Source organism: Roseomonas mucosa ATCC BAA-692 (assembly GCF_000622225.1).
Lineage (GTDB): Bacteria > Pseudomonadota > Alphaproteobacteria > Acetobacterales > Acetobacteraceae > Roseomonas > Roseomonas mucosa.
Map to the genome: position 1 here is coordinate 165,426 of NZ_JHWD01000010.1, position 25,545 is coordinate 190,970.

At 72.7% G+C, this 25,545-nt stretch carries 19 protein-coding genes; 14 read left to right on the forward strand and 5 right to left on the reverse strand.

Annotated features, from left to right (window positions below; all coding sequences use genetic code 11):
- Nucleotides 1–13 precede the first annotated feature (13 nt).
- From BT98_RS0112640 to BT98_RS0112660, 5 genes are all read left to right on the forward strand, one after another.
- The gene (locus tag BT98_RS0112640; protein WP_026033193.1) at nucleotides 14–1,129 is read left to right on the forward strand and encodes a glycosyl hydrolase family 8; all 1,116 of its coding nucleotides are present in this window, start codon (nucleotides 14–16) and stop codon (nucleotides 1,127–1,129) included.
- Between the two features lie 636 nt (nucleotides 1,130–1,765).
- A complete protein-coding gene (locus BT98_RS0112645; RefSeq protein WP_019461156.1) occupies nucleotides 1,766–2,278 on the forward strand; it encodes a hypothetical protein in 513 nt (170 codons plus the stop codon).
- Nucleotides 2,279–2,285: 7 nt separating this feature from the next.
- Entirely contained in the window at nucleotides 2,286–3,086 is an 801-nt protein-coding gene (gene bcsQ / locus BT98_RS0112650; protein ID WP_019461157.1) for a cellulose biosynthesis protein BcsQ, read from the forward strand.
- Entirely contained in the window at nucleotides 3,083–7,648 is a 4,566-nt protein-coding gene (gene bcsA / locus BT98_RS24250; RefSeq protein WP_019461158.1) for a UDP-forming cellulose synthase catalytic subunit, read from the forward strand. Before bcsQ ends, bcsA begins: the two co-directional genes overlap by 4 nt.
- Entirely contained in the window at nucleotides 7,648–11,433 is a 3,786-nt protein-coding gene (locus tag BT98_RS0112660) for a cellulose biosynthesis protein BcsC (RefSeq protein ID WP_019461159.1), read from the forward strand. The genes bcsA and BT98_RS0112660 overlap by 1 nt, the downstream gene beginning before the upstream one ends.
- A gap of 45 nt (nucleotides 11,434–11,478) precedes the next feature.
- On the opposite strand, the gene BT98_RS0112665 is transcribed toward BT98_RS0112660, so the two are convergent.
- Nucleotides 11,479–12,387, reverse strand: coding sequence for a methyltransferase domain-containing protein (locus BT98_RS0112665; RefSeq protein WP_019461160.1), 909 nt, complete (start codon nucleotides 12,385–12,387; stop codon nucleotides 11,479–11,481).
- 139 nt (nucleotides 12,388–12,526) lie between these two features.
- On the opposite strand from BT98_RS0112665, the gene BT98_RS0112670 reads away from it, so the two are divergent.
- The 5 genes from BT98_RS0112670 to BT98_RS0112690 all read left to right on the forward strand — a co-directional run bounded on the left by BT98_RS0112670 (nucleotide 12,527) and on the right by BT98_RS0112690 (nucleotide 17,985).
- Nucleotides 12,527–13,375: a ComF family protein gene (locus BT98_RS0112670; RefSeq protein WP_172539891.1), complete on the forward strand. Its 849-nt coding sequence runs from the start codon at nucleotides 12,527–12,529 to the stop codon at nucleotides 13,373–13,375.
- A gap of 39 nt (nucleotides 13,376–13,414) precedes the next feature.
- Complete coding sequence (gene grxC, locus BT98_RS0112675) at nucleotides 13,415–13,672, forward strand: glutaredoxin 3 (protein WP_019461162.1); 258 nt, start codon at nucleotides 13,415–13,417, stop codon at nucleotides 13,670–13,672.
- A 112-nt stretch (nucleotides 13,673–13,784) separates the two neighbouring features.
- The gene (locus BT98_RS0112680) at nucleotides 13,785–14,372 is read left to right on the forward strand and encodes a DUF1178 family protein (RefSeq protein ID WP_237719365.1); all 588 of its coding nucleotides are present in this window, start codon (nucleotides 13,785–13,787) and stop codon (nucleotides 14,370–14,372) included.
- A 69-nt stretch (nucleotides 14,373–14,441) separates the two neighbouring features.
- The gene (locus BT98_RS24255; protein WP_019461164.1) at nucleotides 14,442–16,865 is read left to right on the forward strand and encodes a PAS domain S-box protein; all 2,424 of its coding nucleotides are present in this window, start codon (nucleotides 14,442–14,444) and stop codon (nucleotides 16,863–16,865) included.
- An 88-nt stretch (nucleotides 16,866–16,953) separates the two neighbouring features.
- Entirely contained in the window at nucleotides 16,954–17,985 is a 1,032-nt protein-coding gene (locus tag BT98_RS0112690; protein WP_026033196.1) for a histone deacetylase family protein, read from the forward strand.
- Nucleotides 17,986–18,019: 34 nt separating this feature from the next.
- On the opposite strand, the gene BT98_RS0112695 is transcribed toward BT98_RS0112690, so the two are convergent.
- The gene (locus tag BT98_RS0112695; RefSeq protein WP_019461166.1) at nucleotides 18,020–18,454 is read right to left on the reverse strand and encodes a hypothetical protein; all 435 of its coding nucleotides are present in this window, start codon (nucleotides 18,452–18,454) and stop codon (nucleotides 18,020–18,022) included.
- A gap of 226 nt (nucleotides 18,455–18,680) precedes the next feature.
- Nucleotides 18,681–19,400 carry a bifunctional 2-polyprenyl-6-hydroxyphenol methylase/3-demethylubiquinol 3-O-methyltransferase UbiG gene (ubiG, locus tag BT98_RS0112700; RefSeq protein ID WP_027297232.1) on the reverse strand — a complete coding sequence of 240 codons (720 nt, stop codon included), beginning with the start codon at nucleotides 19,398–19,400 and terminating at the stop codon, nucleotides 18,681–18,683.
- Nucleotides 19,401–19,528: 128 nt separating this feature from the next.
- Between ubiG and BT98_RS0112705 the strand changes: the two genes are divergently transcribed.
- The 4 genes from BT98_RS0112705 (at nucleotide 19,529) to ispG (ending at nucleotide 24,444) form a co-directional block, all read left to right on the forward strand.
- Nucleotides 19,529–20,764 (forward strand): aspartate kinase, encoded by a 1,236-nt coding sequence (locus tag BT98_RS0112705; protein WP_019461168.1) that lies wholly within the window; start codon nucleotides 19,529–19,531, stop codon nucleotides 20,762–20,764.
- Nucleotides 20,764–21,882 (forward strand): NAD(P)H-dependent flavin oxidoreductase, encoded by a 1,119-nt coding sequence (locus tag BT98_RS0112710; protein ID WP_019461169.1) that lies wholly within the window; start codon nucleotides 20,764–20,766, stop codon nucleotides 21,880–21,882. The genes BT98_RS0112705 and BT98_RS0112710 overlap by 1 nt, the downstream gene beginning before the upstream one ends.
- A 9-nt stretch (nucleotides 21,883–21,891) precedes the next feature.
- The gene (locus BT98_RS0112715) at nucleotides 21,892–23,088 is read left to right on the forward strand and encodes a helix-turn-helix domain-containing protein (RefSeq protein ID WP_139341748.1); all 1,197 of its coding nucleotides are present in this window, start codon (nucleotides 21,892–21,894) and stop codon (nucleotides 23,086–23,088) included.
- A 201-nt stretch (nucleotides 23,089–23,289) separates the two neighbouring features.
- Nucleotides 23,290–24,444, forward strand: a complete 1,155-nt coding sequence (ispG, locus tag BT98_RS0112720) for a flavodoxin-dependent (E)-4-hydroxy-3-methylbut-2-enyl-diphosphate synthase (protein ID WP_019461171.1) — start codon at nucleotides 23,290–23,292, stop codon at nucleotides 24,442–24,444.
- Nucleotides 24,445–24,464: 20 nt separating this feature from the next.
- On the opposite strand, the gene BT98_RS24260 is transcribed toward ispG, so the two are convergent.
- Both BT98_RS24260 and BT98_RS24265 read right to left on the reverse strand, forming a co-directional pair.
- The gene (locus tag BT98_RS24260) at nucleotides 24,465–25,070 is read right to left on the reverse strand and encodes a 2-phosphosulfolactate phosphatase (RefSeq protein ID WP_239371322.1); all 606 of its coding nucleotides are present in this window, start codon (nucleotides 25,068–25,070) and stop codon (nucleotides 24,465–24,467) included.
- A 70-nt stretch (nucleotides 25,071–25,140) separates the two neighbouring features.
- Nucleotides 25,141–25,545, reverse strand: a 405-nt coding sequence (locus BT98_RS24265; RefSeq protein WP_037250684.1) for an IS66 family transposase, incomplete at its 5' end; no start/stop codon positions are given.

Sequence of the window (25,545 nt, forward strand, 5' to 3'; positions counted from 1 at the left end):
CTTGGGAGCCGCCTTGGCGAGCAAGATAACGCGAAGGAAAACTATCTGGGCGATAGGTTCTTTCGGTGTTTCGCGTAGAGCGGGGGCTGCTTCCCCGCGCCGTCTCTCATCCGGCGATTTCGCATCCGGGTGGCACGCCTTCGCGCGGCATTTCCTGACGGCCGAGGGCCGGGTGGTCGATACGGGAAACGGCGGCATCACCCATTCCGAGGGGCAGGGCTGGGCGATGCTCTTCGCCCTACAGGCCGGCGACCGGACGCGCTTCGAACGAATCGCCGACTGGACGCGTGAGAACCTCCGCCGCACATCGGACGGCCTGCACGCCTGGCGCGGCAAGGGCAGCGACGGCAGCGAGGACCTCAACAACGCCACGGATGGCGACCTGTTCATCGCCACGGCGCTGATCCTGGCCGGCGAGCAATGGGGACGGCCGGAATGGCGGGTGGGCGGCCTCGCCACCGCGCAAGGCATCCTCCGGATGCTGCCGCGCCGGGTCGGCGGGCGGCTCGTCCTGCTGCCGGGCCTGCAAGGCTTCGAGCGGAGTGGAGAGGTTGTCGTGAACCCCTCCTACTACGCCTTTCCGATGATGCGCGTTCTGGCCCGGGCGCTGCCCGACCCGCTCTGGCTCGACCTGGCCACGGATGGGCTGGCCCTGCTGCGGGATTCCTGTTTCGGCCCCTATGGCCTGCCCGCCGACTGGGTGGCGGTGTCCCGGGCGGATGGGGGCGTGACGCTGGCGGAAGGCTGGCCGGCGCGCTTTTCCTACGATGCCGTCCGGGTGCCGCTCTGGCTCGGCTGGGCCGGGCTGGTGGACGAGCCGGGGCTGCGCGGCCCGGCATCCTTCTGGGCCGATGCGCCACGCCCGCCGCCTGCCTGGGTGGACCTGCGGAACGCGGAAGCGGCGCCGGTCCCGGCGCTGCCAGGGATGGCGGCGGTGGCCGGGCTGGCGATGCGCCGTGCCGGCATGGCCCCGGCGGCCAGCCGCCCGGAAGGCGCCTCCCGCTCACCTCTGCGGGAAAGCATCCCCCCCGCACCTCTCCCCGCGCCTCTCCCCGCGCCCCTCTGGGACGACACCTACTACTCGGCGGCGCTGAGCCTGCTCGTCGCCCTGGCGGACCGCCCGGCATGAGCGTGCCGGAGCGTTCCCTCATCCCTTGCACTGCACATGGCCCAAGCCGGTCGGGAGGCGCCTCGCATGGATGGCAAGTCTGATGTGTTGCGTGTGGCGGAAGCCCTGGGCGCGACGACCCTGAGATACCGGAACTTCAGCAACGAGGCCGTGCGGCGCGATCCGCCGCCCCGGCCGGCGCCGGATGAGGCACCCTCGCCGCCCGATGCCGCGCCGGTTGCCGTCCCGCCGCCGACGGCCATGGCTCCTCCGGCGGCGATGCAGGCTCCCGTCCCGCCTTCAGGCCCGGCGTCCATGCCGCATCCCGCGCAGGGGTCCGCACAGGGGCCCGCACAGTGGCCCGCACAGTGGCCCGCCCCAGGCCAGGGCCAGGCCCCAGGTCAGGCCCCCGGCCATGGCGGCATACCCTTCCCACCGCCGGCCGCCGGCCCGCCGCAGAACGCGCCGCCGCCTTTCGCGCCGGCACAGGCATCCTGGCCTCCCCCGGCGATGCCCCAGAGCAGTTTTCCGGGTGGCTTCCAGGCAAGCCACCCGACCTGGTCCGCCTCCGCGCCGCTCCCGGTCGTGCCCTGGGACGCGCTGCGGCCTCCGGTCCATCCTGCCCCGCAGCCTGCTGCCCCAAAGGCGGAATATCCCATGCCCCATTCGCCGCAGGCCGCCCCGGCGCCGCACTGGCCGCCCGCCGCTCCGTCCGGCAGCGCCGCATGGCCGTCGGAGCAGGGCACCGGACAGCCGGGCCATGGCTATCCGCCGCCATTCCCGGGCACCGGCTTCGCCCCGTCCCAGCCGGGATTTCCGCCCCCGGTGGCGAATGCCCACCCGCTGGCGCCTCCCTCATACCCGGCCCCGTCCGGCTGGCCGGATTCCACCCGCAACACGCCAGCCGCATCCTGGCCGCCGCCTTCCGCCATGCCCCCCTCCATCCCGCCGGGCCCCGCGCCCGCGGCCTCCGGTCATCCGGGACCCGCGCAGCCGCCGCCGCGTGCCGCCGAGATGGATTTCGCGCTCCTCGCCGCCGTGGACCATGCCATGGCGGACCTGCGTGCCGCGGTGAACGCGCCGCAGCCGGCCGCCGGCAGCCTTTCGGAGCTGCTGCGCGGCATCGCCAACGCGACGACGCCCTCTCCCTTCTCTCCGGACCAAAGGTAGGCCCAGCGTGCCGCTGATCTGCATGGCATCGCCGAAGGGCGGGGTGGGCAAGACCACCCTGGCGGCGAACATCGCCCACAGCCTCTCCCGGGCCGGGCGCCGAGTCCTGGTCATGGATTTCGATCCGCAGAACGCGCTGCGGCTGCACTTCGGCCTGTCCCTCGGCGACCAGCTCGGCTGGGCCTCGGGCATGCCCGACCGGCCCGACTGGCACCGGGCGCTGCGGCAGACCGCCTCGGGGGTCGCGCTGCTGCCCTTCGGGATGATCGACCTCGCGCGGGCGCTGGCGCTGGACGGACTGCTCGGCCAACAGCCGGAACTGCTGCTCGGTCCCATGCGGGCCATGCTGGCCGACGAGACCCTGCTCATCATCGCCGACCTGCCGCCCGGTCCCTCCCGCAGCCTGGCCCTGCTGGCGCCGCTGGCGAACCTCGTGGTCTGCGTCCTCAAGGCAGAGGCGATGAGTGCCGCCCTGATGCCGGAGGTCGAGAGCGGCCGCTTCGCCGGCATCGGCATGGGCACCGTCGATACGCATCGGCTGCGGGTGGTGATCAACGAGGTGGACCTGCAGTTGCGCCTGTCCCGGGCCGCGGCGGAGGCGGTGGCGCGCCATGCCGGCTGGCGTCTGCTGGGCGCGGTGAGCCGGGACGAGGCGGTGATGGAAAGCCTCGCCTGCCAGCGCCTCGTGGCCGACCAGGCGCCGCAGTCGCGCGCCGCAACCGACCTGCGGGAGGTGGCGGGGGCGATCGCCGCCTGCGTCCCCGTCCAGCAGCAGCCCGTGCCCGTCAGCATGTGGGGGGGACGATGACCCGTCTCGCGCAATTCTTCGAACGCCTCTCGCGCGGCCGTGCCGGGGCGCTCCTGCTCACGGCGGCGGGGCTGCTGCTCGCCATGCCCTTCGTGGTGGCGCCGCTGGAGGCACAGCAGCAGACCTGGCTGGCGGTCGCCTGTTTCCTCGTCTTCCTGCTGGCCTCGCGCCTGAAGGGGCGGGGGGCGAACTTCTTCCTGGTCATGCTCTCGGTGCTGATCTCGGCGCGCTACCTGTACTGGCGCCTGACCGACACGCTCGACTTCTCGGGCTTCTGGGCGCCCCTGCTGGGCATGGGCCTGCTGCTGGCCGAGCTCTACGCGGTGATCGCGCTGCTGCTCGCCTATCTCCAGTCGATCTGGCCATTGGAGCGCAAGCCGGTGCCGCTGCCGGAGGACCCGGCGGAATGGCCCGTGCTCGACATCTTCATCCCGACCTACAACGAGCCGCTCTCGGTGGTGAAGCCATCCGTCTTCGGTGCGCTGGCGATGGACTGGCCGAAGGACAAGATGAACGTCTACATCCTCGACGACGGGCGGCGCGAGGAGTTCCGTGCCTTCGCCGAGGATATCGGCTGCGGCTACATGATCCGCCCCGACAACAAGGGCGCCAAGGCCGGCAACATCAACCATGCCCTGACCAAGACGAATGGCGAGTTCGTCGTCATCTTCGACTGCGACCACGTGCCGGTACGCGCCTTCCCGCAGATGACGCTGGGCTGGATGCTGCGCGACCCGAAGATCGGCATGCTGCAGACGCCGCACCACTTCTACAGCCCCGATCCCTTCGAGCGGAATCTGGCTTCCGGCCTGCGCGTGCCGAACGAGGGGCTGCTGTTCTACGGGCTCATCCAGCAGGGCAACGACCTGTGGAACGCGACCTTCTTCTGCGGCTCCTGCGCCGTGCTGCGGCGGACGGCGCTGGAGGAAGTGGGCGGCGTGCCGCACCAGACGGTGACGGAGGACTGCCACTGCTCGCTGAAGATGCAGCGGCGCGGCTGGCGCACCGCCTATATCCGCCTGCCGCTGGCGGCGGGGCTGGCGACCGAGCGCCTGGCCCTGCATATCGGCCAGCGCATGCGCTGGGCACGCGGCATGATCCAGATCTTCCGCGTGGACAACCCGTTCCTTGGCGGTGGGCGCCTGAACTGGACGCAGAAGTTCTGCTACGTCTCCTCGATGTGGCACTTCATGTTCCCGCTGCCACGCTTCGTCTTCCTGACCTCGCCGCTGGCCTTCCTGATCTTCGGGCAGAACCTGATCGCGGCCTCGCCCCTGGCCATCGCCGCCTATGCCGGACCGCATGTGATCCATGCCGTGGCCACCAACAGCCGCCTGCAGGGCTCGGTGCGGCATTCCTTCTGGTCGGAGATCTACGAGACCGTGCTGACCCTCTGGCTGCTGCCGGTCATGCTGGCGACGCTGCTCGACCCCAAGAAAGGCAAGTTCAACGTCACCGACAAGGGCGGCGTGCTGGACGAGGGCTTCTTCGATGTGCGCGCCGTGTATCCCAATGCCGTGCTGGCGCTGGTGATGTTCGGCGGCCTGGTCCTCGGCATCTGGGGGCTGCTGAGCAGCGGAACGGGCACGCTGGCCTTCCAGGCCTATGCGCTGAACACGCTCTGGCTGTCGCTGTCGCTCTTCATCGTGCTGGCCGGGATCGCGGTCGGGCGCGAGCGGCGGCAGGTGCGCGAACGCTCCCGGGTCGCCGCGCGGCTGCCGGCCTCGGTGATGCTGCCGGACGGCCGGGTGCTGGAGGGGCACAGCGTGGACCTCTCGCTGGGCGGCGCGGCGATCGAGGCCGCGGCGCCGGACAACCTCGCCCCGGACCAGGCGCTGGTCGTGGAACTGGCGGTGGGCCCGGACCGCGTCGCCCTGCCAGCCCAGGTGATGCGTTGGCAGAACAACAAGCTCCAGCTCCGCTTCACGCCGCAGAGCCTGCGCGACGAGGGCAACATCACCCGCGTCGTGCTCGGCCGCGCGGATAGCTGGGTGCACTGGGACCACGTGCGCCGCGACCGCCCGATGCGCGCGCTCTACGAGGTCGGCGTCAGCATCCGCGGGCTGTTCCGCGGCGACAGCCAGCTTTCCCTGCGGCGCAACCGCCGTCCGGTGCCGGGCGGCAAGGCCCGCCCGTCGCACGCGCAGAGCGCCGCCGTGCTGCTCGGGCTGGGCCTCGGCCTCGGCCTGGGCGTGAGCGCGGCGGCGGCCCAGCCCGCGACCCCGGCGCCGCGCCCGGTCGCGAGGCAGGCGGTGCCCGCACCGGCAACGGCTCCGGCATGGGCGCCCCCGCCCCAGTCCGACCAGCCCGCGGCGGCCGAGCCTCCGGCCGCGGCCCCTGCGCCGGGGCAGGCGCCGACCCCGGCGGCGACCCAGGGCGCGCCGGGCGCCACCCCCGGCACGTCGGTTCCGGCCGCCGCGTCCCAGGGGCGGGTGCTGCGACGCACGCTGCGCGACCTCGGCCTGCAATCCCCGATGCAGCTCCGCGGCCTGACGGACCTCCAGGGCATCCTCTTCGGAGTGCGGGAGGACGAGGTGGTGACGGGTGCGAAGCTCGTGCTTCGCGGTGCCACCAGCCCGGCCCTGATCCCGGAACTGTCGCAGATCGCGATGACGCTGAACGAGCAGTTCGTCGGCGCCATCACGCCGGAGCGTGCGCGGCCCAGCTTCGGACCGCTGGAGTTCCCCATCAACCCGGTCTTCTTCGCCGATACCAACCGGCTGAACTTCCGCTTCACCGGCCGCTATGCCGCGGAATGCAACGATCCGCTCTCGGGGCTGCTCTGGTCCACCATCTCGGACCAGTCCGTGCTGGAACTGACCACCGAGCGCCTGGCCATGCCGCGCGACCTGGCACGGCTGCCGGCGCCCTTCTTCGACCGGGTGCAGCTGCGCGTGCCGCTGGTCCTGCCCTTCGTGGTGGCGGCCGATGCCAGCAACGACGTGGCGCGCGCGGCGCTGATCGCCTCCTCCTGGTTCGCGGTGCAGGCGGATTACCGCGGCGCCAGCTTCCCGGCCTCCAGCGCCCCGCCGACCCGGGGCAATGGCGTGGTGGTGGCGGTGGGCGCGGATTCCGTGCCCGGCGTGGCGCTGCCCCGCTTCGAGGGGCCGACCCTGGCGCTGGTGCCCAACCCCACCGACCCGGAGTCGACCCTTCTGGTCATCGGCGGCCGCACCGGGGCCGAGGCCGTCGCCGCGGCGCAGGCGCTCGCCGTGTCGAGCCAGGGGCTGTCGGGCGAGGCCTCCCTGGTCTCGGCGCCCGACATCCCGGCACGCCAGCCCTATGACGCGCCGCGCTGGATCCGTACGGAGCGGCCGGTGCGCTTCGGCGAGCTGGTGGACCCCTCGGAGCTCCAGTCCTACGGCTTCGCGCCCGGCAACATCGCCGTGCCCTTCCGGACCGCGCCCGACGTCTATACCTGGCGGCAGCGATCCATCCCGGTGGACCTTTTCTTCCGCGCCCCGCCGGGGCCGGTGACGGATCTCCAGGTCTCCCGCCTCGATGTCTCGCTGAACGGCAACTACCTGAAATCCCTGCCGCTGCGCGAGGGCGACCCGGCCTGGCCATGGAGCTGGGTGGCGCGGCAACTGGGCGTGGGCCTCGGCGACGACCGTGGCACCGGTTCGGCCGGGCTGCCGTCCTACCTGATCTTCGGGCTGAACAACCTGCAGATGCGCTTCGACATGCGGCCGCTGAACCGGGGCGACTGCACCGCCATCCCGGGCGACATCCGCGCCTCGATCGACCCGGACAGCACGATCGACCTGTCGCGCTCCTACCGCTTCACCGCCCTGCCGAACCTCGCCTTCTTCGCGGGCTCCGGCTTCCCCTACACCAAGCTCGCGGATCTTTCCGATACGGCGCTGGTGCTGCCGGACCGCCCGACCTCGCTGGAACTCTCCCACGCGATGGGGCTGATCGGACGGCTGGCGGCCAATACCGGCCTGCCGGCCCTGCGCCTGGCCATCGCCCATTCCAGCACCCTGGACAGCGTGGCGGACCGCAACCTGCTGGTGGTCGGCTCGCTCAACCGCGTGCCGGCGCTGGCGCGCCTGCTCCGGGACAGCCCGGTCCGGCTGGACGGCAACCGCCTCCAGGTTTCGCTGCCAAGCCCGATGGAGAACTTCCGCAACTTCTTCCTGTCGGATGACCGGCTGCGCGACCGGACACGGCTGAACGCCGTCGTGTCCGGGCCGGGCGACGGCCAGGGCATCATGATCGGCACCGGAAGCCCGCTCCAGTCGGGACGGACGCTGGTGGCGGTCACCGGCACCACGCCGCAGGGCGTCGAGGCCATGCTGAACGCGCTGAGCGACCCGGACCAGCTGCCGCGCATCCAGGGCGACGTGGCCTGGCTGTCCGGCGGGCGGGTCGAATCCTACCGCATCAGCCCGACCTATTCGGTGGGCAGCCTGCCGGTCTGGCTTTGGCCGCAGCTCTACCTCGGCAACCGGCCGGACATGGTTCTGCTCCTGGTGGTCGGTGCGGCGCTGCTGCTGGCCGCCCCGTCCTACTGGATCATCCGGCGGCGCGTCGCGGCCCGCCTCAGGGCCCAGATCTGATGCCGGCACCCCGCTCCAGGCCGCATCTCGCGGCGCTGCTCCTCGCCTCCACGGCTCTGCCGGTGCTGCCGGCAGTGGCCCGGGCGGAGGACCGGGCGATCCAGGTCCTGCTCGACCAGGCGAACTACTGGCGTGGCCAGGGTCGGACGGACCAGGTGATCCGGGCGCTGGAACGCGTGCTGGCCGCCGATCCCGACAATGTCGCGGCGCTGTCCGGCCTCGCCCAGGCCCAGGCGCAGCAGGGCGACCGGGCCGCGGCGGACCGCACCCTGGCGCGGCTGCGTCAGGTCGCGCCCGGCAATTCCGTGGTGGGCAGCACCGAGACCCAGCTCCGCGGCGCCTCCGCCGACCCGGCCCAGGTGGCCGAGGCCAGGCGGCTGGCGCAGGCGGGGCAGAACGCGGCGGCGGTGGCGCGCTACCGGCAGATCTTCGGCGGCAGCACCCCGCCGGATGTCTTCGCGCAGGAATACTACCAGGCCCAGGCGGGGACGCCCGACGGCTATGCCCAGGGCCGGGACGGGCTGAAGCGGCTGCTGGACCGCAATCCGGGCAACCGGGCCCTGCAGCTCGCTCTTGCCCAGGTCCTCACCTGGCGCGAGGGCTCGCGCACGGAGGGCATCCGCCTTCTCCAGCAACTCGCCGGCAGCCCCGACATGGCGCAGCAGGCGCGGAACTCCTGGCGGCAGGCGCTGAGCTGGGACGGGGCCAGTGCCTCGGCCATCCCCGGGCTGGAAGCCTATCTGGAGCGCTATCCGGACGACCAGCAGGCGCAGCGGCAATTGGCGGAGGCCCGCAACCCGGCCCGCACCCCGCAGGACGAGATGGGCACGCGCCGCCAGGCGGGGTTCGAGGCGCTGAACGGCAACCGCGTCGCCGCGGCGGAGGCGGCCTTCCAGGCGGTGCTGCAACAGGCGCCCGAGGATTCCGACGCGCTGGGCGGGCTGGGGCTGGTGCGGCTCCGCCAGGGTCGCAGCAACGAGGCGAAGACCCTGCTGGCCCGTGCCATCGCGGCCGACCCGCAGGAGGGCCGCCGCAAATGGGGGCAGGCGCTGGACGGCGCGAGCTATGCCGGAGCGGTCAACACCGCCCGGTCGCAGATCGCCCGTGGTCAGGTGCAGCAGGCCGAGGCGACGCTGGAGGCCGCGGTGCGCCAGGGCGGCGCGGAACAGGCCGAGGCCCAGGCGCTGCTGGGTGACATCCTGCTGCGGCGGGGCGATGCGGCGGGGGCGGAGAAGCGCTACCGCGCCGCCCTGAGCCGCCGGCCCAACCTGCCGGGTGCCCTGTCCGGGCTCTACCAGTCCCTGCAGTCCCAGGGGCGGATGGCGGAGGCCGAGGAACTCGCGGCGCGGCAGGGGGGGGCCTTCGCCAACAGCCTCGCGGCCTCGCGCGCCGAACAGCTCCGGGCCGAGGCGCAGCGCAGCGCCGACCCGGCGCAGGCGGTCGCCCTGCTCCAGTCGGCCTATGCCTCCAATCCGGAAGATCCCTGGGTTCGGCTCGACCTCGCCCGCGCCATGGCGCGGCAGGGGCGGGGAGCGGAAGGGCGCGCGCTGATGCAGGAGCTGGTGCAGCGCAGCGCCAGCGCCGACAACCTCTACGCGGCGGGCCTTTTCGCACAGGAGGAAGGCCGCGCCAGCGAGGCGGCCGCCCTGATCGAGCGCATCCCGCTGCGCCTGCGCTCGGCCGATGCCAGCCGCCTGCTGCGCGCCACCGCCGTGCAGGCGGAGGTCGCGGCCGCGGCGGAACCCGCGCGCTATGGGCAGTACGACCTCGCGCGGCAGCGCCTGATGCAGATCGTGGCGCGTCCGGACCCTGCCGGGGAGACCGCCGCCCAGGCGGTGCGCGCGCTGAACGCGGTGGGCGACACGCGCGGGGCGGTGGAACTGGCCCGCATGGCCCTGGCGACGAACGCCAACGCGGCGCTGGCGGGGCGCATCGCCCTGGCGGATGCGCTGCTCGATGCCGGGCAGGGGGGCGAGGCTGCCGCCCTGGCCGCCAGCCTGGCAGCGGACCCGCGCCTCACGGCGCAGGACCGGCAGCGCCTGGGCGGGTTGCAGACCGGGATCGCCATCCGCGAGAGCGACCGGCTCAACGAGGCGGGCGACCAGGCCGCCGCCTATGACCGGCTCGCCCCCGCGCTGAGTGCGAAGCCGCAGGACCCGGATGTGAACCTCGCCCTGGCGCGGCTCTACCAGGGGGCGCAGGATCCGGCCCGGGCACAGGAAGTCGCCGAGGCGGTGCTGCGGCGCGACCCGCGCAATGCCGACGCCCGGCTGGCCGCCGCCAGCGCCGCCATCGCGCGGGGCCAGACGCGGCGGGCGGAGGAACTGCTCGCCGAGGGACGCACGCTGACGCCCAACGACCCCCGGGTCGCGGTGGTGGAGGCGCAGCTTGCCCGGGCCTCCGGCGACTCCCGGCGCGCGCAGGCGGCGCTGCAACGGGCCGAGGAGCTGCGGCGGGCCCAGCTCAGCGGCACCCCGGCGTCGGTTCCGATGGCACCAGGGCCGGCGGCCACGATGCGGGGCCAGGCCACGGCAAATCCCTTCCAGCAGGTAGCGCTGGCTGGTGGAGAGCCGGTTCTGCTGGCCGCGGCGGGGCCGGCGGTGGGCAACGATCCCCTGCTCAACGACATCCAGCGCCAGCTCGCCGAGGTACGGGAGGAATCCGCGCCGCGCATCGGGCCGAACTTCGCCGGGCGCTTCCGCTCCGGCAGCGGCGGCCTCGACCGTTTGCAGGAATATTCCGGCGGGGCGGAGGCCTCGGCGGCGATGCCGGGGATCGGTGGGCGGATCGCCGCCCGCGCCCAGCTCTACAGCATCGATTCCGGCACGCTGGACCAGAGCACGGGCAACCTGCGCCGTTTCGGCACCAACCCGCTGCGGCTGCCGGGGCCCAGCGAGAGCATCTCCGCCGCCACCGCGGCCCGGCTGACGCCAAAGGACACCACGGCCTCCGGCGTCGCCTTCGGCCTCGGCTACACGCGCGGCGAGAGCCTGTCGCTCGATGTCGGCTCCACGCCGATCGGCTACCGCGTGCAGAACCTGGTGGGCGGGCTGGAGCTTGCTCCGTCCTTGAACGGCAACCTGCGCCTGCGCCTGACCGGCGAGCGCCGGGCCATGACCGACAGCCTGCTGGCCTGGGCCGGGCAGCGCGACCCGGTCACCAGCCGGACCTGGGGCGGCGTGGTGCGCAACACCGGGCGCGGCCAGTTCGAATGGAGCGCGGGCCCGGCGAACTTCTATGCCGGCGGCGGCTATTCGCAGGTCGAGGGCAAGGGGGTTGCCGACAACAACCGGATCGAGGCCGGGGCCGGCATGAGCTACGCCTTCTTCCGGCGGCCGGACGAGGAGCTGACCAGCGGGCTCGACCTCGTCTATCTCTCCTACGACAAGAACCTGCGCTTCTTCACCCTGGGGCAGGGCGGCTACTTCAGCCCGCAGAACTATGTCGCGGCGAATATCCCGATCGACTACCGCGCCCGGCTGGGGAACCTCTCCTACCACCTCGGCGGCCAGATCGGCCTCGCGCACTTCAAGGAGGACCGCTCCCCGCTCTTTCCCAACGACCCCGCCCTGCAGGCCCGGGCCGAGGCGCGGGAGGCGGCCGACTCCACGCAGAGCGCCTTCTACGCCGGCCAGACCCAGACCAGCCTGGTCGGCGGTGTGCGGGCGGATGCGGAATACGCCATCACGCCCCAGTTCAAGGTCGGCGGCCTGCTCCGCTACGACCGCGCGGCGGACTGGAACGAGGTGCGCGCCATGCTCTTCGCGCGCTACCGCTTCGATTGACCGATGGTTCCGGGGCCAGTGCTTCCGGGACCGGTGCTTCGGGGATCAGCGCTTCGGGGTGCCGGGCGTGGCCTCGCCCAGGCCCCGTTCCTCGGTGCCCAGCGCCTCGGCGAGCCTGACCGTGGCGCTGCCGGGCCGGGCGGGCTGCTGCTGGCTGGGTGCCGGCGCCCAGCCGGTCAGCGTCAGGAGGCGCAGGGTGACGGGCACCGGCTCGTCCCCCGGCGCCTCGCCCGCCAGCCGGGCCAGCGCCGCCGGGAACAGCGCGCGCGGCACCGGGCGCGGGTCCCGTGCCAGGACCGCGCTGGTTTCCCCGGCCGCGCGCAGGTCGCGCAACAGGGCGAGCGGCGAACGGTAGGCGAGGCGCAGCGTCTCCGCATCCGCCACCGGCAGGGCGAAGCCCGCCCGTTGCAGCAGGGCCGCGCCGTCCGAGACCTCCGGAAAGGGCGAGACGCGCGGCGAAACGCCGCCGCGCAGCGACTCCTCCTCGGCGGCCAGGGCCTCGCGCAGGTTCTGCAGGGTGCCCAGCGCCGGCACGCTGGCCAGGAACAGCCCGTCCGGGCGGAGCGCGCGGCGGATCTGCACCAGGGCGCCGGGGAGGTCGTTCACCCAGTGCAGCGACAGGCTGGCCACCACCAGGTCGAAGCTGCCCTCGGCGAAGGGCAGCCATTCCTCGTCCCCGGCGACCGGGAGGCTGCCGGCCTGTCGCGCCAGGGCCGCCGACAGGTCCATGGACACCACCTGCCCGATGCCGCGGGCGCGCAGCCGCGGCGCCACCACGCCCCGCCCGCCAAGGTCCAGGGCATGGTCGAAGCGCAGTGTGAAGTCGTCCAACCGGTCCAGCAGCCGGTCGGCGGCTTCCTCCAGGATGGGGGCCACCTGGCGCAGGCTCGCGGCGGAGCGGTCGCGGCGGAGGCGGTGGAGGCGGCGGTCGAAGACCTGGTGCGGCGCGGACATGCAGCGGCAGATGGCGCGAAGCCGGCCACGGCGCCAGGGGGTGGGGCCGGAAGGACAGGACGAGCAGGGTGGGCGCTGGAAAAGAGCCAGGGGCCGGAGAGGCGATGGCCGGAGCGGGGGCGATAGGAATGCAGGGCGGATGGCACGCTGGGACCGGGCGGGGTGGCCATTGAGCGGGGCGGAAGCGGCGCCCGGCCGCTGGCGGGGCTGGGGCCGTCTCGCGGGGCGGATGGGGGAGGGGCTGCTGGATGCGCTGCTGCCGCCCAGCTGCCTTACCTGCCGGGAGCCGGTGATGCGCCACGGCGCCTTCTGCCCCGCCTGCTTCCGGGATCTGCAACGGATCGGCGACCCGCTCTGCGACGGCTGCGGCGTGCCGTTCCTGCATGTGGAGCAGGGCGTGCCGGCCACGGGCCGCCTGTTCTGCGCCGCCTGCGCGGAACGGCCCTTTCCTTTCGCCCGGGCGCGCGCGGCCTTCGTCTATGGGGACGTGTCGAAGCGCCTGATCCTGCCCTTCAAGCACGGCGACCGCCCCGACCTGGCGCGCCCGATGGCCCGCGCCATGGCCCTGGCGGGCAAGGAGCTGCTGGCGGAGGCCGGCATCCTGGTGCCGGTGCCGCTGCACTGGCGGCGCCTCCTGCGGCGCCGGTACAACCAGTCGGCGCTGCTGGCGCGCCATCTGGGGCGGCAGGCGGGGCGGCCCTGGCTGCCGGACGGGCTGCGCCGGACGCGCGGCACGACCTCCCTGGGCGGCCTGGGCGCCGCCGGGCGGGCGATGGAGGTGGAAGGCGCCTTCCTGGTGACGCCCCGGGGGCGGCGCGCCATCGCCGGGCAGCGCGTGCTGCTGGTGGACGACGTGCTCACCAGCGGCGCCACCGCCGCCGCCTGCGCCCGCGCTCTGCTGGAGGCCGGGGCGCGGGAGGTCGATGTGCTGGCGGCGGCCCGCGTGCTGCCCCGGGATACGCCGGGAAACACGGATAGGCAGGGGTGAGACTTGACCCGGGGGCCCGGCGGAACGAATTGAGGGAACATGGCCAAGGTCGAGATCTTCACCACCCCCTTCTGCCCCTATTGCGCGCGCGCGAAGACGCTGCTGACGCGCAAGGGCGCCGCCTTCGAGGAATTCGATGCGCCGCACGGCTCTCCGGCGCGCGAGGACGCGGTCCGCCGGTCCGGCGGCCGCACCACGGTGCCGCAGATCTTCATCGATGGGCAGGCGATCGGCGGCTGCGACGACCTCTTTGCGCTGGAGCGCGCGGGCAAGCTGGACAGCCTGCTGACGGCCTGATCCCACCGACCGGCGTGGCGGGCCGGCCTCGCCCGCCTGGGTTCCGGCAGGCTCGGCACGGCCCACTGGCACTCGGAATATTCGAGTGCCAGAATAGGGTTTGAACAGGCGCATGGCTCGCAGCACCGGAATGCCGGCGCCCCTGCCGGAATCCGGAATGGGGCGGCGCGAAGCCGATGGGGCCGAGAACGGAACAGGGATGATCCACTACCAGTTGCGTTGCGAAGGTGGCCATGAGTTCGATGGCTGGTTCCAGGACAGCGCGGGTTTCGAGAAACTGGCCAGGAATGGCCTCGTGGAATGTCCGGTCTGCGGCGGGACGGAGGTCCAGCGTGCGCTGATGGCGCCGTCGATCGCGAAGTCGCGGCCGGAGGCAGGCCCCGTGGCCGGTCCGGCCCTTTCCGATGCGCCCGCGCCGTCGCCGCCCGTTCCCGCCATGCCGGGCCCCGCGAGCCAGCCCGTGGCGGCGGGGCCGATGCCCGCCCAGGTCATGGCACTGCTGCAGCGCATTCGCGGCGAGGTCGAGCGCAACTGCGACTATGTGGGCCGCGACTTCAGCGAGGAGGCGCGGCGGATGCAGGCGGGCGAGAGCGAGCGCCGCGGCATCTATGGCGAGGCCACGGATGCGGAGGCCGAGGCGCTGCGCGACGAGGGTATCGAGATCGCCCGCATTCCCTGGGTGCCCCGCTCGGATGGCTGATGGTACGTGCCGGGGCGGGGGCCGGATCAGGGCTCCCCGCCGCGGTGCCATGCCCGGGCGGCCCGGCTGATGGAAGCGCTGGACTGCTGGGGGCGGGACACCGGTTCCGCCCTGGTCGGCGACTTTCCCGACCCGGGCCTGCCCTTCCTGGCCGTCGCCAGCTACAGCCTGGCGCCGATGGTGCTGACCGACCCGGCGCGCCCGGACAATCCCATCGTGTTCGCCAATGCCGCCTTCCTCCAGATGACGGGCTATGACGGCCGGGAGGTGCTGGGCCGGAACTGCCGCTTCCTCCAGGGGCCCGGTACGGACCGCGCCACGGTGGACGCCCTGCGGGACGCGATGGGCGAGGCGCGGGACATCACCGTCGAACTGCTGAACTACCGGCGGGACGGCACCCCCTTCCGCAACGAGGTCCGCATCGGCCCGCTGCGGGACGCGCAGGGCCAGGTCCGCTATTTCCTGGCCACGCTGCACGACGTGACCCTGGCCCGCGACGTCGTGCGGGTCGAGCGGACGCTGCGTGTCAGCGAGGCGGGCGCACGCCTCGCGGTGGAGGCGAGCGGCCTCGGCACATGGGACCTGGATGTCGCCCGCGGGGTGCTGCACTGGAACGCAGCCTGCCGGGCGCTGTTCGGCCTGTCCCTCGATGACGAGCGGCCCCTGACCTACGAGGACAGCTTCCTGTCCGCCCTGCATCCCCGGATGCGCGCCCGGGTCCGGCAGGAGATGGAGGACGCCCTCTCGCCCGCCGGCAGCGGGCGGCTGACCACGGAGTTCCGGATTGTCGGGCTGGCGGACCGCCGCGAGCGCTGGCTGTCGCTGACCGGGCAGAGCTTCTTCGAGGAAGGGCGCTGCGTCCGCTTCGTCGGCGTGGTGAGCGACACCACCGCGCGCAAGCGCGAGGCTGAGGCGCTGCTCCGCTCGCGCGAGAAGCTGGAGGCCCGGGTCGAGCGGAGCAGCCGGGACCTGGACCGCATCTGGCATCATTCCCAGGATATCATGGTGGTGATCCGCCAGGATGACCTGACGGCGGAGGCGGTGAACCCGGCCTGGGAGCGCGTCCTGGGCTGGCCTGCGGAGCCGCCCTCCGGAACCGGCATCCTGGGCTTCGTGCATCCGCAGGATACTGCGCTGACCCGTGTCCAGCTGGCGCACCTCGCGGATGGCCAGGGGGTGGAGCATTTCGAGAACCGCATCCGTCACCGGGACGGCTCCTACCGCCGGATCTCCTGGAACGTCGTGCCGGAGGGCGAGTTCCTGCACGCGGTGGGCCGCGACGTGACGGTGGAGCGGCGGCAGGAGGAGATCCTCCGCCGCACCGAGGCGCAGCTCCGCCAGTCGCAGAAGATGGAGGCGATCGGCCAGCTCACCGGCGGCGTGGCGCACGACTTCAACAACCTGTTGCAGGTGGTGCTGGGCAACCTGGACATCCTGCAGCGCAGCCTGCCGCCCGAGGCGGGGCGGCTGCGGCGCTCGGCCGAGAATGCGGCGAGCGGCGCCCGGCGCGCCGCGGTGCTGACGCAGCGTCTCCTGGCCTTCTCCCGCCGCCAGCCCCTGGCGCCGCGCGCCCTGCAGGTGAACGGGCTGGTGGAGGGGATGTCGGACCTGTTGGCCCGCACCCTGGGCGAGACCATCGCCATCCGCACCGCCCTGGCGCCGGACCTGTGGCGGGTGGAGGCCGATCCGGGGCAGCTGGAGAACGCGCTGCTGAACCTCGCGGTGAATGCGCGCGATGCCATGCCCGGCGGCGGCAGGCTGGCGATCGAGACAGGGAATCTGAGCCTCTCGGAAGCCATCGCCCTGCGCGGCGAGGAACTGGGACCCGGCCAATACGTGGTGATCAGCGTGACCGACACCGGCACGGGCATGGATCAGGAGGTCGTCGGCCGGGTCTTCGAGCCCTTCTTCACCACCAAGCCGGTGGGGCAGGGAACAGGGCTGGGCCTGTCCATGACCTATGGCTTCGTCCGCCAGTCCGGCGGCCATATTCGGATCTACTCGGAACCCGGCCTGGGCACCACGGTGCGGATCTACCTGCCGCGCCTGGTTTCCGCCGGTGAGGAGGCGCCGCCGGAGGGGGAGCCCACACCCGCCGCCCGCGCCCGGCAGGAAAGCATCCTGGTGGTCGAGGACGATGCCGATGTCCGCAGCTACTCGGTGGAAGTGCTGTCGGAGCTCGGATACCAGGTGATCGAGGCGGAGGACGGCCCCGGCACGCTGCGGCTGCTGGAGGATTCGCCCTCGCTGGTGCCGGACCTGCTCTTCTCCGACGTGGTGCTGCCCAACGGTATGAACGGGGCGGAGCTGGCGGCGCGGGCGCGGCTGCTGCGGCCGGGGATGAAGGTGCTCTTCACCAGCGGCTATGCCCGCGACGCCCTGACGCATCACGGCCGGCTGGACGCGGGCGTGGAGGTGATCGGCAAGCCCTTCACCTTCGCCGATCTGGCGGCACGGGTGCGCGGGGTGCTGGACGGGCCGCCCGGCCGCTGAGGGCGGTGCCCCCGGAACGGGGCGGGATGGCCTTGCCGGGAGCGCCCGGGGGCGGGAAGCTGCCGGGCGGATACGGATGGGAACCGGCATGAAGGTCTTCTGGGACGACCGGCAACTGGCGCATGCGCCGCGCTTCTTCCTGCAACGGGGGCACCTGCGGCCGCATTTCGAGGTCCCGGCCCGGGCGGAGGCGCTGCTGGCGGCCTGCCGGCGGATGGGGCTGGAGATCGCCGCCCCGGGCGATGCGGACGCCACGGCCCTCGGCACGGTGCATGCCCCGGACTACCTGGACTTCCTGCGGGGCGCCCTGACGGAATGGGAGGCCATGCCGGGCCATGGCGAGGAGGTGGTGCCCAACATGCACCCCTCGCCCGAGATGCTGGCACAGGGCGCGCGGCGCTCCACCACGATCATCGGCAAGACCGGCTGGTATACCGCCGACGCCGCTTGCCCGATCGGCCCCGGCACCTGGGAAGCCTCGGTGCTGGCGGCGGCCGGGGCGCTGGCCGCGGCCGAGGTGGCGGCGGGCGGCGGTTCCGCCTACGCACTGGCGCGGCCGCCCGGGCACCATGCCTATGCCGCCCGGGCCGGCGGCCACTGCTACCTGAACAACGCCGCCCTGGCGGCGGAGCGGCTGCGGGCCAGGGGCGCGGGCAAGGTCGCCGTGCTCGACATCGACAGCCACCACGGCAACGGCACCCAGGGCATCTTCTGGGAGCGCGACGACGTGCTCTTCGTGTCGGTCCATGGCGATCCGGACCGCTACTACCCCTGGTATGTCGGCCATGCCGACGAGCGCGGCGGAGGGATGGGCGCCGGGTTCAACCTGAACCTGCCCCTGGCCCTGGGCAGCGGCGATCCGGAATGGCTGGAGGCGATCGGCACCGGCCTGGGTGCGATCCGGGACTTCGGCGCGGAGGCGCTGGTGGTCAGCCTGGGTTTCGACGCCTCGAAGGACGAGCCGCTGAACGCCCTTTCGGTGACGGCGGATGGCTTCGGCCGGGCCGGCGAGGCCATCGGCGGGCTGCGCCTGCCCACCGCCATCGTGCAGGAGGGCGGCTATGCGGTGGAGGTGATCGGCGGGCTGCTGGAACGCTTCCTTAACGGCTTCGGGCGCTGAGGCGCGCCGCTCCGGGCCGCGCTGGCCCGGAGCGTCAGCGGAAGGGGTTGCCGCGTGGCAGCGGCGGGTCCTGCAGCCGCTCGATCCGCCGGAGCAACTCAGCCTCGCCGCCGGAGAAGGTAGTGGACAGGATGCAGGTCTTCTGCCCCCGCGCCTTGCAGTCCTCCGCACGGCGCCGCATCTCGTTCAATTCGGTGAAGGGTACCAGGGCCGTGTTCACCAGGCATTCCTGGGGATCACGCTTTTCCGATCGAACCGTGATCTCGATCTTGCCGTCCCCCGACTTCCAGGGGGTCGAGATGGTGAAGCAGCGCATCCCCGGCATGTTCCGTCCCAGGAAGTCTACCCGCCTTACCGGATAGCGGGCGAAGAGCAAGGTCTGTTCGCCCTCGAAGAGGGTAACCCTCCGCACGGGCTCAGGCTGGATCTCGGCCGGGCCGGTGCCGTCGTGCAGGAACGCCGCAGCCATGGAGACAGCGATCGTCTGGCGAAAGTTGCTCGGCAAGGTGGGTGGCGGCCCCTCCGCCCCGCGCGGCACCCCGGCGCAGCCCATCAGAACCCCACACAGCAGCGCACCACGTAGAAGGGCTGCGTACCGTTTCAGGGCGATGGGCAGGGGCTTGGCTCTCGAGACACGACAGACCCCAGGCTAGCAACGTTCCTGAAGGAAAACAACCTTGGGTTGTTTTTTCGTCTCAATCCTTCCCCGCCATCAGCATGTAGTTCACCCCGACATCCCGCGTCGCCCGCCAGCGGCGGCTGAGCGGATCGAAGCCCATCCCGGAAATATCCTCCACCCGCAGTCCGGCCTCGCGCAGCCCGGCCCCCAGCTCGGCTGGGGTCATGAAGAGCTTCCAGTCATGGGTGCCGCGCGGCAGCATCCGCAGCACGTACTCCGCCCCCAGCTTCGCCATCAGGAAGGCGCGCGGCGTGCGGTTCAGCGTGGACAGGAAGACGGCGCCGCCGGGGCGGACGGCGCGGGACAGGGCGGCGAGGAAGGCCGGGCGCTTCTCCGGCGGCACATGCTCAATGACCTCCAGCGAGACCACCGCGTCCCATTCGCCGGAGACTTCCTCCGGCCGCGCGGCGCGGTAGTCGATCTCCAGGCCGGACAGGGCGGCATGGGCGCGCGCCGCCTCCAGCGCCGCCCCGGCGGCGTCGATGCCGGTGACGGCGGCGCCCCGCCGGGCCAGGGCCTCGCTGGCCAGCCCGGCGCCGCAGCCGACATCCAGCACCCGCAGGCCGGACAGGTCCTCGCCCGGCCTTCCGAAGCGCCGCGCCAGCCGCTCCGCCACCCAGCCGCAGCGCAGCGGGTTCATGGCGTGGAGGGGCGCCATGGGGCCGCGCGGGTCCCACCAGCGATCCGCCAGCGCATCGAATTTCGCGATTTCCTCCGCCCTTGCCGTGCCGGACATGCGATTCTCCCAAGGGTGTCGTCGTGCGGACGAGGTTGCAGCCACCCGCAGCGCCCGGTATCTGTCCCGACCTTTCGCGGCGCGCAACCGCCGCCGCTCCTTAGCAGAACCGGAAAACCCCCGGCGCCATGGCCCGTATCGTGATGAAGTTCGGCGGCACCTCCGTCGCCGACCTGGACCGTATCCGCAATGTCGCCCGCCGCGTGAAGCGCGAGGTGGAGGCTGGCAACGAGGTCGCCGTGGTGGTCTCCGCCATGTCGGGCGTGACCAACCAGCTGGTGAAGTACTGCACCGACCTGTCGCCGCTGCACGATGCGCGGGAATACGACGTGGTCGTGGCGACCGGCGAGCAGGTGACCACCGGCCTCACCGCCATCGCCCTGCAGGCGGAGGGCGTCGATGCGCGCTCCTGGCAGGGCTGGCAGGTACCGGTCCGCACCGACGGCGCGCATGGCAAGGCGCGGGTCGAGGAGATCGACGGCTCGGCGCTGATCGAGCGCATGAAGGCCGGGCAGGTACCGGTGATCGCGGGCTTCCAGGGCATCGGCCCGCGGGAGCGCATCACCACGCTGGGCCGCGGCGGTTCCGACCTTTCGGCGGTGGCCGTGGCGGCGGCGGTGAAGGCTGACCGCTGCGACATCTACACCGATGTGGACGGCATCTACACCACCGACCCCCGGATCGTGCCGCGCGCCCGCAAGCTGGAGCGCGTGAGCTTCGAGGAGATGCTGGAGCTGGCCTCGGTGGGGGCCAAGGTGTTGCAGACCCGCTCGGTCGAGCTGGCGATGAAGCAGAAGGTTCGGGTGCAGGTCCTGTCCTCCTTCGAGGACAAGCCGGGCTCCCTGGTGGTGGACGAGGACGAGATCGTGGAACAGCCCGTTGTGACCGGCGTCGCCTATTCGCGCGACGAGGCGAAGATCACCCTGCGCCGCCTGCCGGACAAGCCCGGCATCGCGGCCCATGTCTTCGGCCCGCTTTCGGCGGCCAATGTGAACGTGGACATGATCGTCCAGAACCTGGGCGCCGACGGCACCACGGACATGACCTTCACGGTGGGCAAGACCGACCTGCCGCGTGCCCGGGAGACGCTGGAGAACGCCCGGTCCTCGATCGGCTTCGACGCCATTCTGACCGATCCGGAGGTCGCCAAGATCTCCATCGTCGGTATCGGCATGCGCTCCCATGCCGGGGTCGCGGCCACGATGTTCAACACGCTGGCCGAGAAGGGCATCAACATCCAGGTCATCTCCACCTCGGAGATCAAGACTTCGGTGCTGATCGGCGTGGAATACACCGAACTGGCGGTGCGCGCCCTGCACACGGCCTATGGCCTCGACGCGCCGGCCGGGAAGGCTTCCGCCTGATGCTCGCCCCGTCCCCCGCCGTTCCGCCGGCCACCGAGGGCCCCGATCCTGCCGCCCTCGCCGAACTCGACCGGCTGATGGCGCGCGGGGCGGGCTTCCTGGGCTCCCGCTGGGCGGTGCTGGGCGGCGCCATGTCCTGGGTCAGCGAGCGGCACCTGGTGGCGGCGCTGAGCGAGGCCGGGGCCTTCGGCGTGCTGGCCTGCGGCGCCATGGAGCCGCCGCGCTTGGCCGAGGAGATCGCCGCGACCCAGGCGCTGACGGACAAGCCCTTCGGCGTGAACCTGATCACCATGCATCCCCGGCTGGAGGAGCTGGTGCAGGTCTGCCTGGACGCGAAGGTGGGCCATATCGTCTTCGCCGGCGGCATCCCGCCCGGTCCCGCGATCCGCAAGGCCAAGGATGCCGGCGCCCGGGTGATCTGCTTTGCCCCCGCCCTGGCCCTGGCGAAGAAGCTGGTTCGTTCTGGCGCGGATGCGCTGGTGATCGAGGGCTCCGAGGCCGGCGGGCATATCGGCCCGGTCAGCCTGAACGTCCTGGCGCAGGAGATCCTGCCCCATGTCCGCGACGTGCCGGTCTTCGTGGCCGGCGGCATCGGGCGGGGCGAGGCGATCCTGTCCTATCTGGAGATGGGCGCCGCCGGGGCGCAGATCGGCACCCGCTTCGTCTGTGCCAGCGAATGCGTCGCGCACCCGAACTTCAAGCGTGCTTTCATCCGCGGCGCGGCGCGCGACGCGCTGCCGACCGTGCAGCTTGACGAGAGCTTCCCCGTGATCCCCGTCCGCGCCCTGCAGAACGCGGGCACGAAGCGGTTCCTGGAGCACCAGGCGGAGGTGATCCGCCGCTTCCGGGCCGGGGAGCTGACGAAGGAGGCCGCGCAGCTCGACATCGAGCATTTCTGGGCCGGGGCGCTGCGCCGGGCGGTGGTCGATGGCGACGTGGAGAACGGCTCCCTGATGGCCGGCCAGTCGGTCGGCATGGTCCTGCGCGAGGAGCCGGTGACGGCCATCCTGGCCGAGATCGTGGCCCAGGCGGCCGCCGCGATCGCGGCGCGCGGCCTGCCCGCCCGCGAAACCCCGGGGGGGATGGGGGGGTTTGCTCCGCCGCAAGCTGCGGGATAGGGTCGTTTCTTGCCCGATGACATGACGCCGATGGCCAGAACAGTGGAATCGACCGCCCTCGATACCTCCGGGGTGGGAGCAGAGCTTCGTGACGCCCGCCTGGCGATCGGCGCGTCGATCGAGGACATGTCCGAGCACCTCCGCATCAGCCGCCGCTACCTGTCGGCGCTGGAGGAAGGGCGGACCCGGGACCTGCCGGGGCCGACCTATGCACTCGGCTTCGTGCGCTCCTATGCCCAGTCCCTGGGCCTGGACGCGGAGGAGCTGACCCGGCGCTTCCGCGACGGGGCCGGGGCGGCGGCGAAGCAGCGCACCGACCTCGTCTTCCCCGAACCTGTGCCCAAGCGCGGCGTGCCGGCCGGGGCGGTGATCCTGATCGGCGCCGTGCTGGCGATCGGCAGCTACGTGGCCTGGTGGCAGTGGAGCGGCTCCGGCGACCGGAGCCTGGACCGTGTCGAGGCGCCGCCGCGCCGGTTGGAGGAGGCCGCCGGAACGGCGCCCCGCCCCGCCGCGCCCGTGCTGCCGCCGACCCTGGGACAGGTGGTGCCCGCCTCGCCGCCCTCCACGGCGGGCGGCCATACGCCGGTCCCGAATCCGGCGCCCGGTTCCACGGCCGGTCCGGCCCCGGGAACGGCCGCCTCCGTGGCGCCGCCGCCTGCCCGGCCCGCCGCTCCGACGCCCGGTAGCCCGCCCGGTGCCCTTCCCGGGCCAGGGGCCGCGCTGCCGGCCGCTCCCGCCCCGGCGGCGCAGCAGGCCCAGACGGCCGCGCCACGCCCGACGGTGCCGCAGGCCCCGGCTCCGGGCACGCAGCCGCCCCAGGCCGCGAGTGTGCCCGCAACGGGCGAGGCGCCCGCCGCCCCGGTGCCGCCGCCCCTGGCCGCGCCGGTCACGCCCACCGTGCCCAACCAGGCGGATGGCCAGGGCCGCATCGTGCTGCGCGCCGCGCCTGGCCCTGGCGAGGGCTCCTGGGTGCAGATCCGGGCGAAGGGGGCCAGCCGTCCGCTGCTGAGCCGCCTGCTCCGCCCCGGCGAGACCTATACCGTGCCGGCGGGCGAGGGGATGACCCTGACCACCGGCAAGGCCGACGCGCTGGAGATCATCGTGGACGGGCAGACGAGTCCCTTCCTGGCGGGCCGGACCAATGTGGTTCGCGACATCCCGCTGGACCCGGACCGCCTCCGCAACCCGGCCCCGGCGGGCGGCTGACACCCTCCGGCCGGATTTGCGGCCGGGAAACCGGCCCGGATGAGGCGTGACATTTCGATGAAAGCCGTGCGCCGCCCTCGCCGGTCATGGCCGCCCCGGTCTCCGCGCGCCCCGCCAAGGCTTGGCCCATGCCCTGGCTCCTGCCATATCTTGGCCGTCTGAACTGACTATCCGATCCCTGCCGGCCGTACAGGAATTTCCATGTCCTACCGTCCCTACCAGCAGATCCTGCGCCGCAAGTCCCGCCAGATCCGCGTGGGCAACGTGCTGGTTGGCGGGGATGCGCCGATCTCCGTCCAGACCATGACCAACACACCGACCGAGGATGCCGAGGCGACCATCGCCCAGATCCGCCGGGCGGAGGTCGCGGGGGTGGACATCGTCCGCGTCTCCTGCCCGACGCCGGAGGCGACCGCGGCGCTGCGCGAGATCACCCGCGAAGTGAACGTGCCGGTCGTGGCGGACATCCACTTCCACTACAAGCGCGCCATCGAGGCGGCGCAGAACGGCGCCGCCTGCCTGCGCATCAACCCGGGCAATATCGGCTCGGCCGAGCGGGTGAAGGAGGTCATCCGGGCCGCCCGGGACCATGGCTGCTCCATTCGCATCGGCGTGAATGCCGGCAGCCTGGAGAAGCACCTGCTGGAGAAATATGGCGAGCCGAACCCGGAGGCGCTGGTGGAAAGCGCGCTGTGGCATGCCGACCACCTGCTGCAGAACGGCTTCGACGAGTTCAAGATCAGCGTGAAGGCGTCCGACGTCTTCCTGGCCGTGGCGGCCTATACCGCCCTGGCCGAGGCTTGCGACCATCCGCTGCATGTCGGCATCACCGAGGCGGGCGGCAAGCGCGCCGGCACGGTGAAGTCCTCCATCGGCATGGGCAACCTGCTCTGGGCCGGGATCGGCGACACGATCCGCGTCTCGCTTTCCGCCGAGCCGGAGGAGGAGGTGCATGTCGGCTGGGAGATGCTGAAGACGCTCGGCCTGCGGCACCGGGGCGTGAAGATCATCTCCTGCCCCTCCTGCGCGCGGCAGGGCTTCAACGTGATCCAGACCGTGGCCACGCTGGAGGAGCGGCTCGCCCATATCGAGGTGCCGATGAGCCTCTCGATCATCGGCTGCGTGGTGAACGGGCCGGGCGAGGCGCTGATGACGGACCTGGGCGTGACCGGCGGCGGCAATGGCCGCCACATGGTCTATGCCGCCGGCAAGACCGACCACACGGTCGATGCGGGCGACATGATCGAGCATATCGTCGGGCTGGTGGAGGCCAAGGCGGCGCAGATCCTGGCCGAGAAGAAGGCCGAGACCGAGCGCAACGAGCAGGGCCACGAGGCGCCCCAGGCAGCGGAGTAGCGGCGGCTTAGCCGTTCCGCTCAGGCGGCGCGGTAGGCGCCGTCCCGCAGCACGGGCGCCGTGGCGCTGGCATCCTCCTCCAGCGCCAGGTCCACGTCGCCGGAATAGCCGCGCGACACCAGCTCCTGCCCCGAGGTGCAGAGGCGGATCATCCGGCCCAGCCGGTGCCCCGCCGCGCGCCAGGCATCGCGCGCGACTTCCGCCTCCGGTGAAGCTTCTCCACCCAGGTGCTCGATGATCGCCCCGGCGCCGAGCAGGTCCTCGATCGCCGGGCGCAGCCCGCCATCAGGCCAGAGCTCCCCGGCCGGGATCACCCCCACCGCGCCCGTACCGGCGAGGCGCCGCGCGGCGGCCGCCACCGCCCTGGCATTGCGCAGGCATCCGGCCAAGACCGGGATGCGCCGCCGCGTCCCGGCCGCCGCCACGGAAAGGCGCGAGCCGTTGGGCGAGGGCAGCAGCAGCCGCGTGCCGCGCGGGATGGTGGCGAGGCTGGCGGGGGAGAGGCTGTACTGGCCGCCCGCCGCGTTCCGGGGATGGGCCAGGGTGGCGCCGAGACGGGCCGCCTCCTGCTGTGCCGCCCGCTGGTCCGAGAAGGGGAAGGGATGCACGATCGCCCCGCGCGCCACGGTGATGTCCACGGCGGTGGAGAAGGACAGTAAGCGAGGCCAACAAGCCCTTGGCGGTTTGACCTGAGGGTCAGCCTGCGTCGGCGGTCCAGCACCAGGGCATGAGTTCGTCGAGGCGGCTATTGGGCCAGCCGCCGACGAGCCGGGTGAGCAGGTCGGCGAGGTAGCGCTGCGGGTCGACGCCGTTGAGCTTGCACGTCTCCACGAGGGAGGCGATGGCCGCCCAGCGGGCGCCCCCGTCGTCACCGGAGGCGAACAGCGCGTTTTTTCGGGAGAGGCAGAGGGGTCGGATGGCGCGCTCGACGGTGTTGCTATCCATTTCGATCCGGCCGTCGTCGAGGAACCGCACGAGACCGTCCTGGTGGTTCAGCGCGTAGCGGATCGCCTCCGCGGTCGGGCTGCTGCCGGGCAGGCGCGCGAGGGCCTGCCGCAGCCAGGCGAACAGCTCCTCGACGAGAGGGCGGCTCCTGGCCTG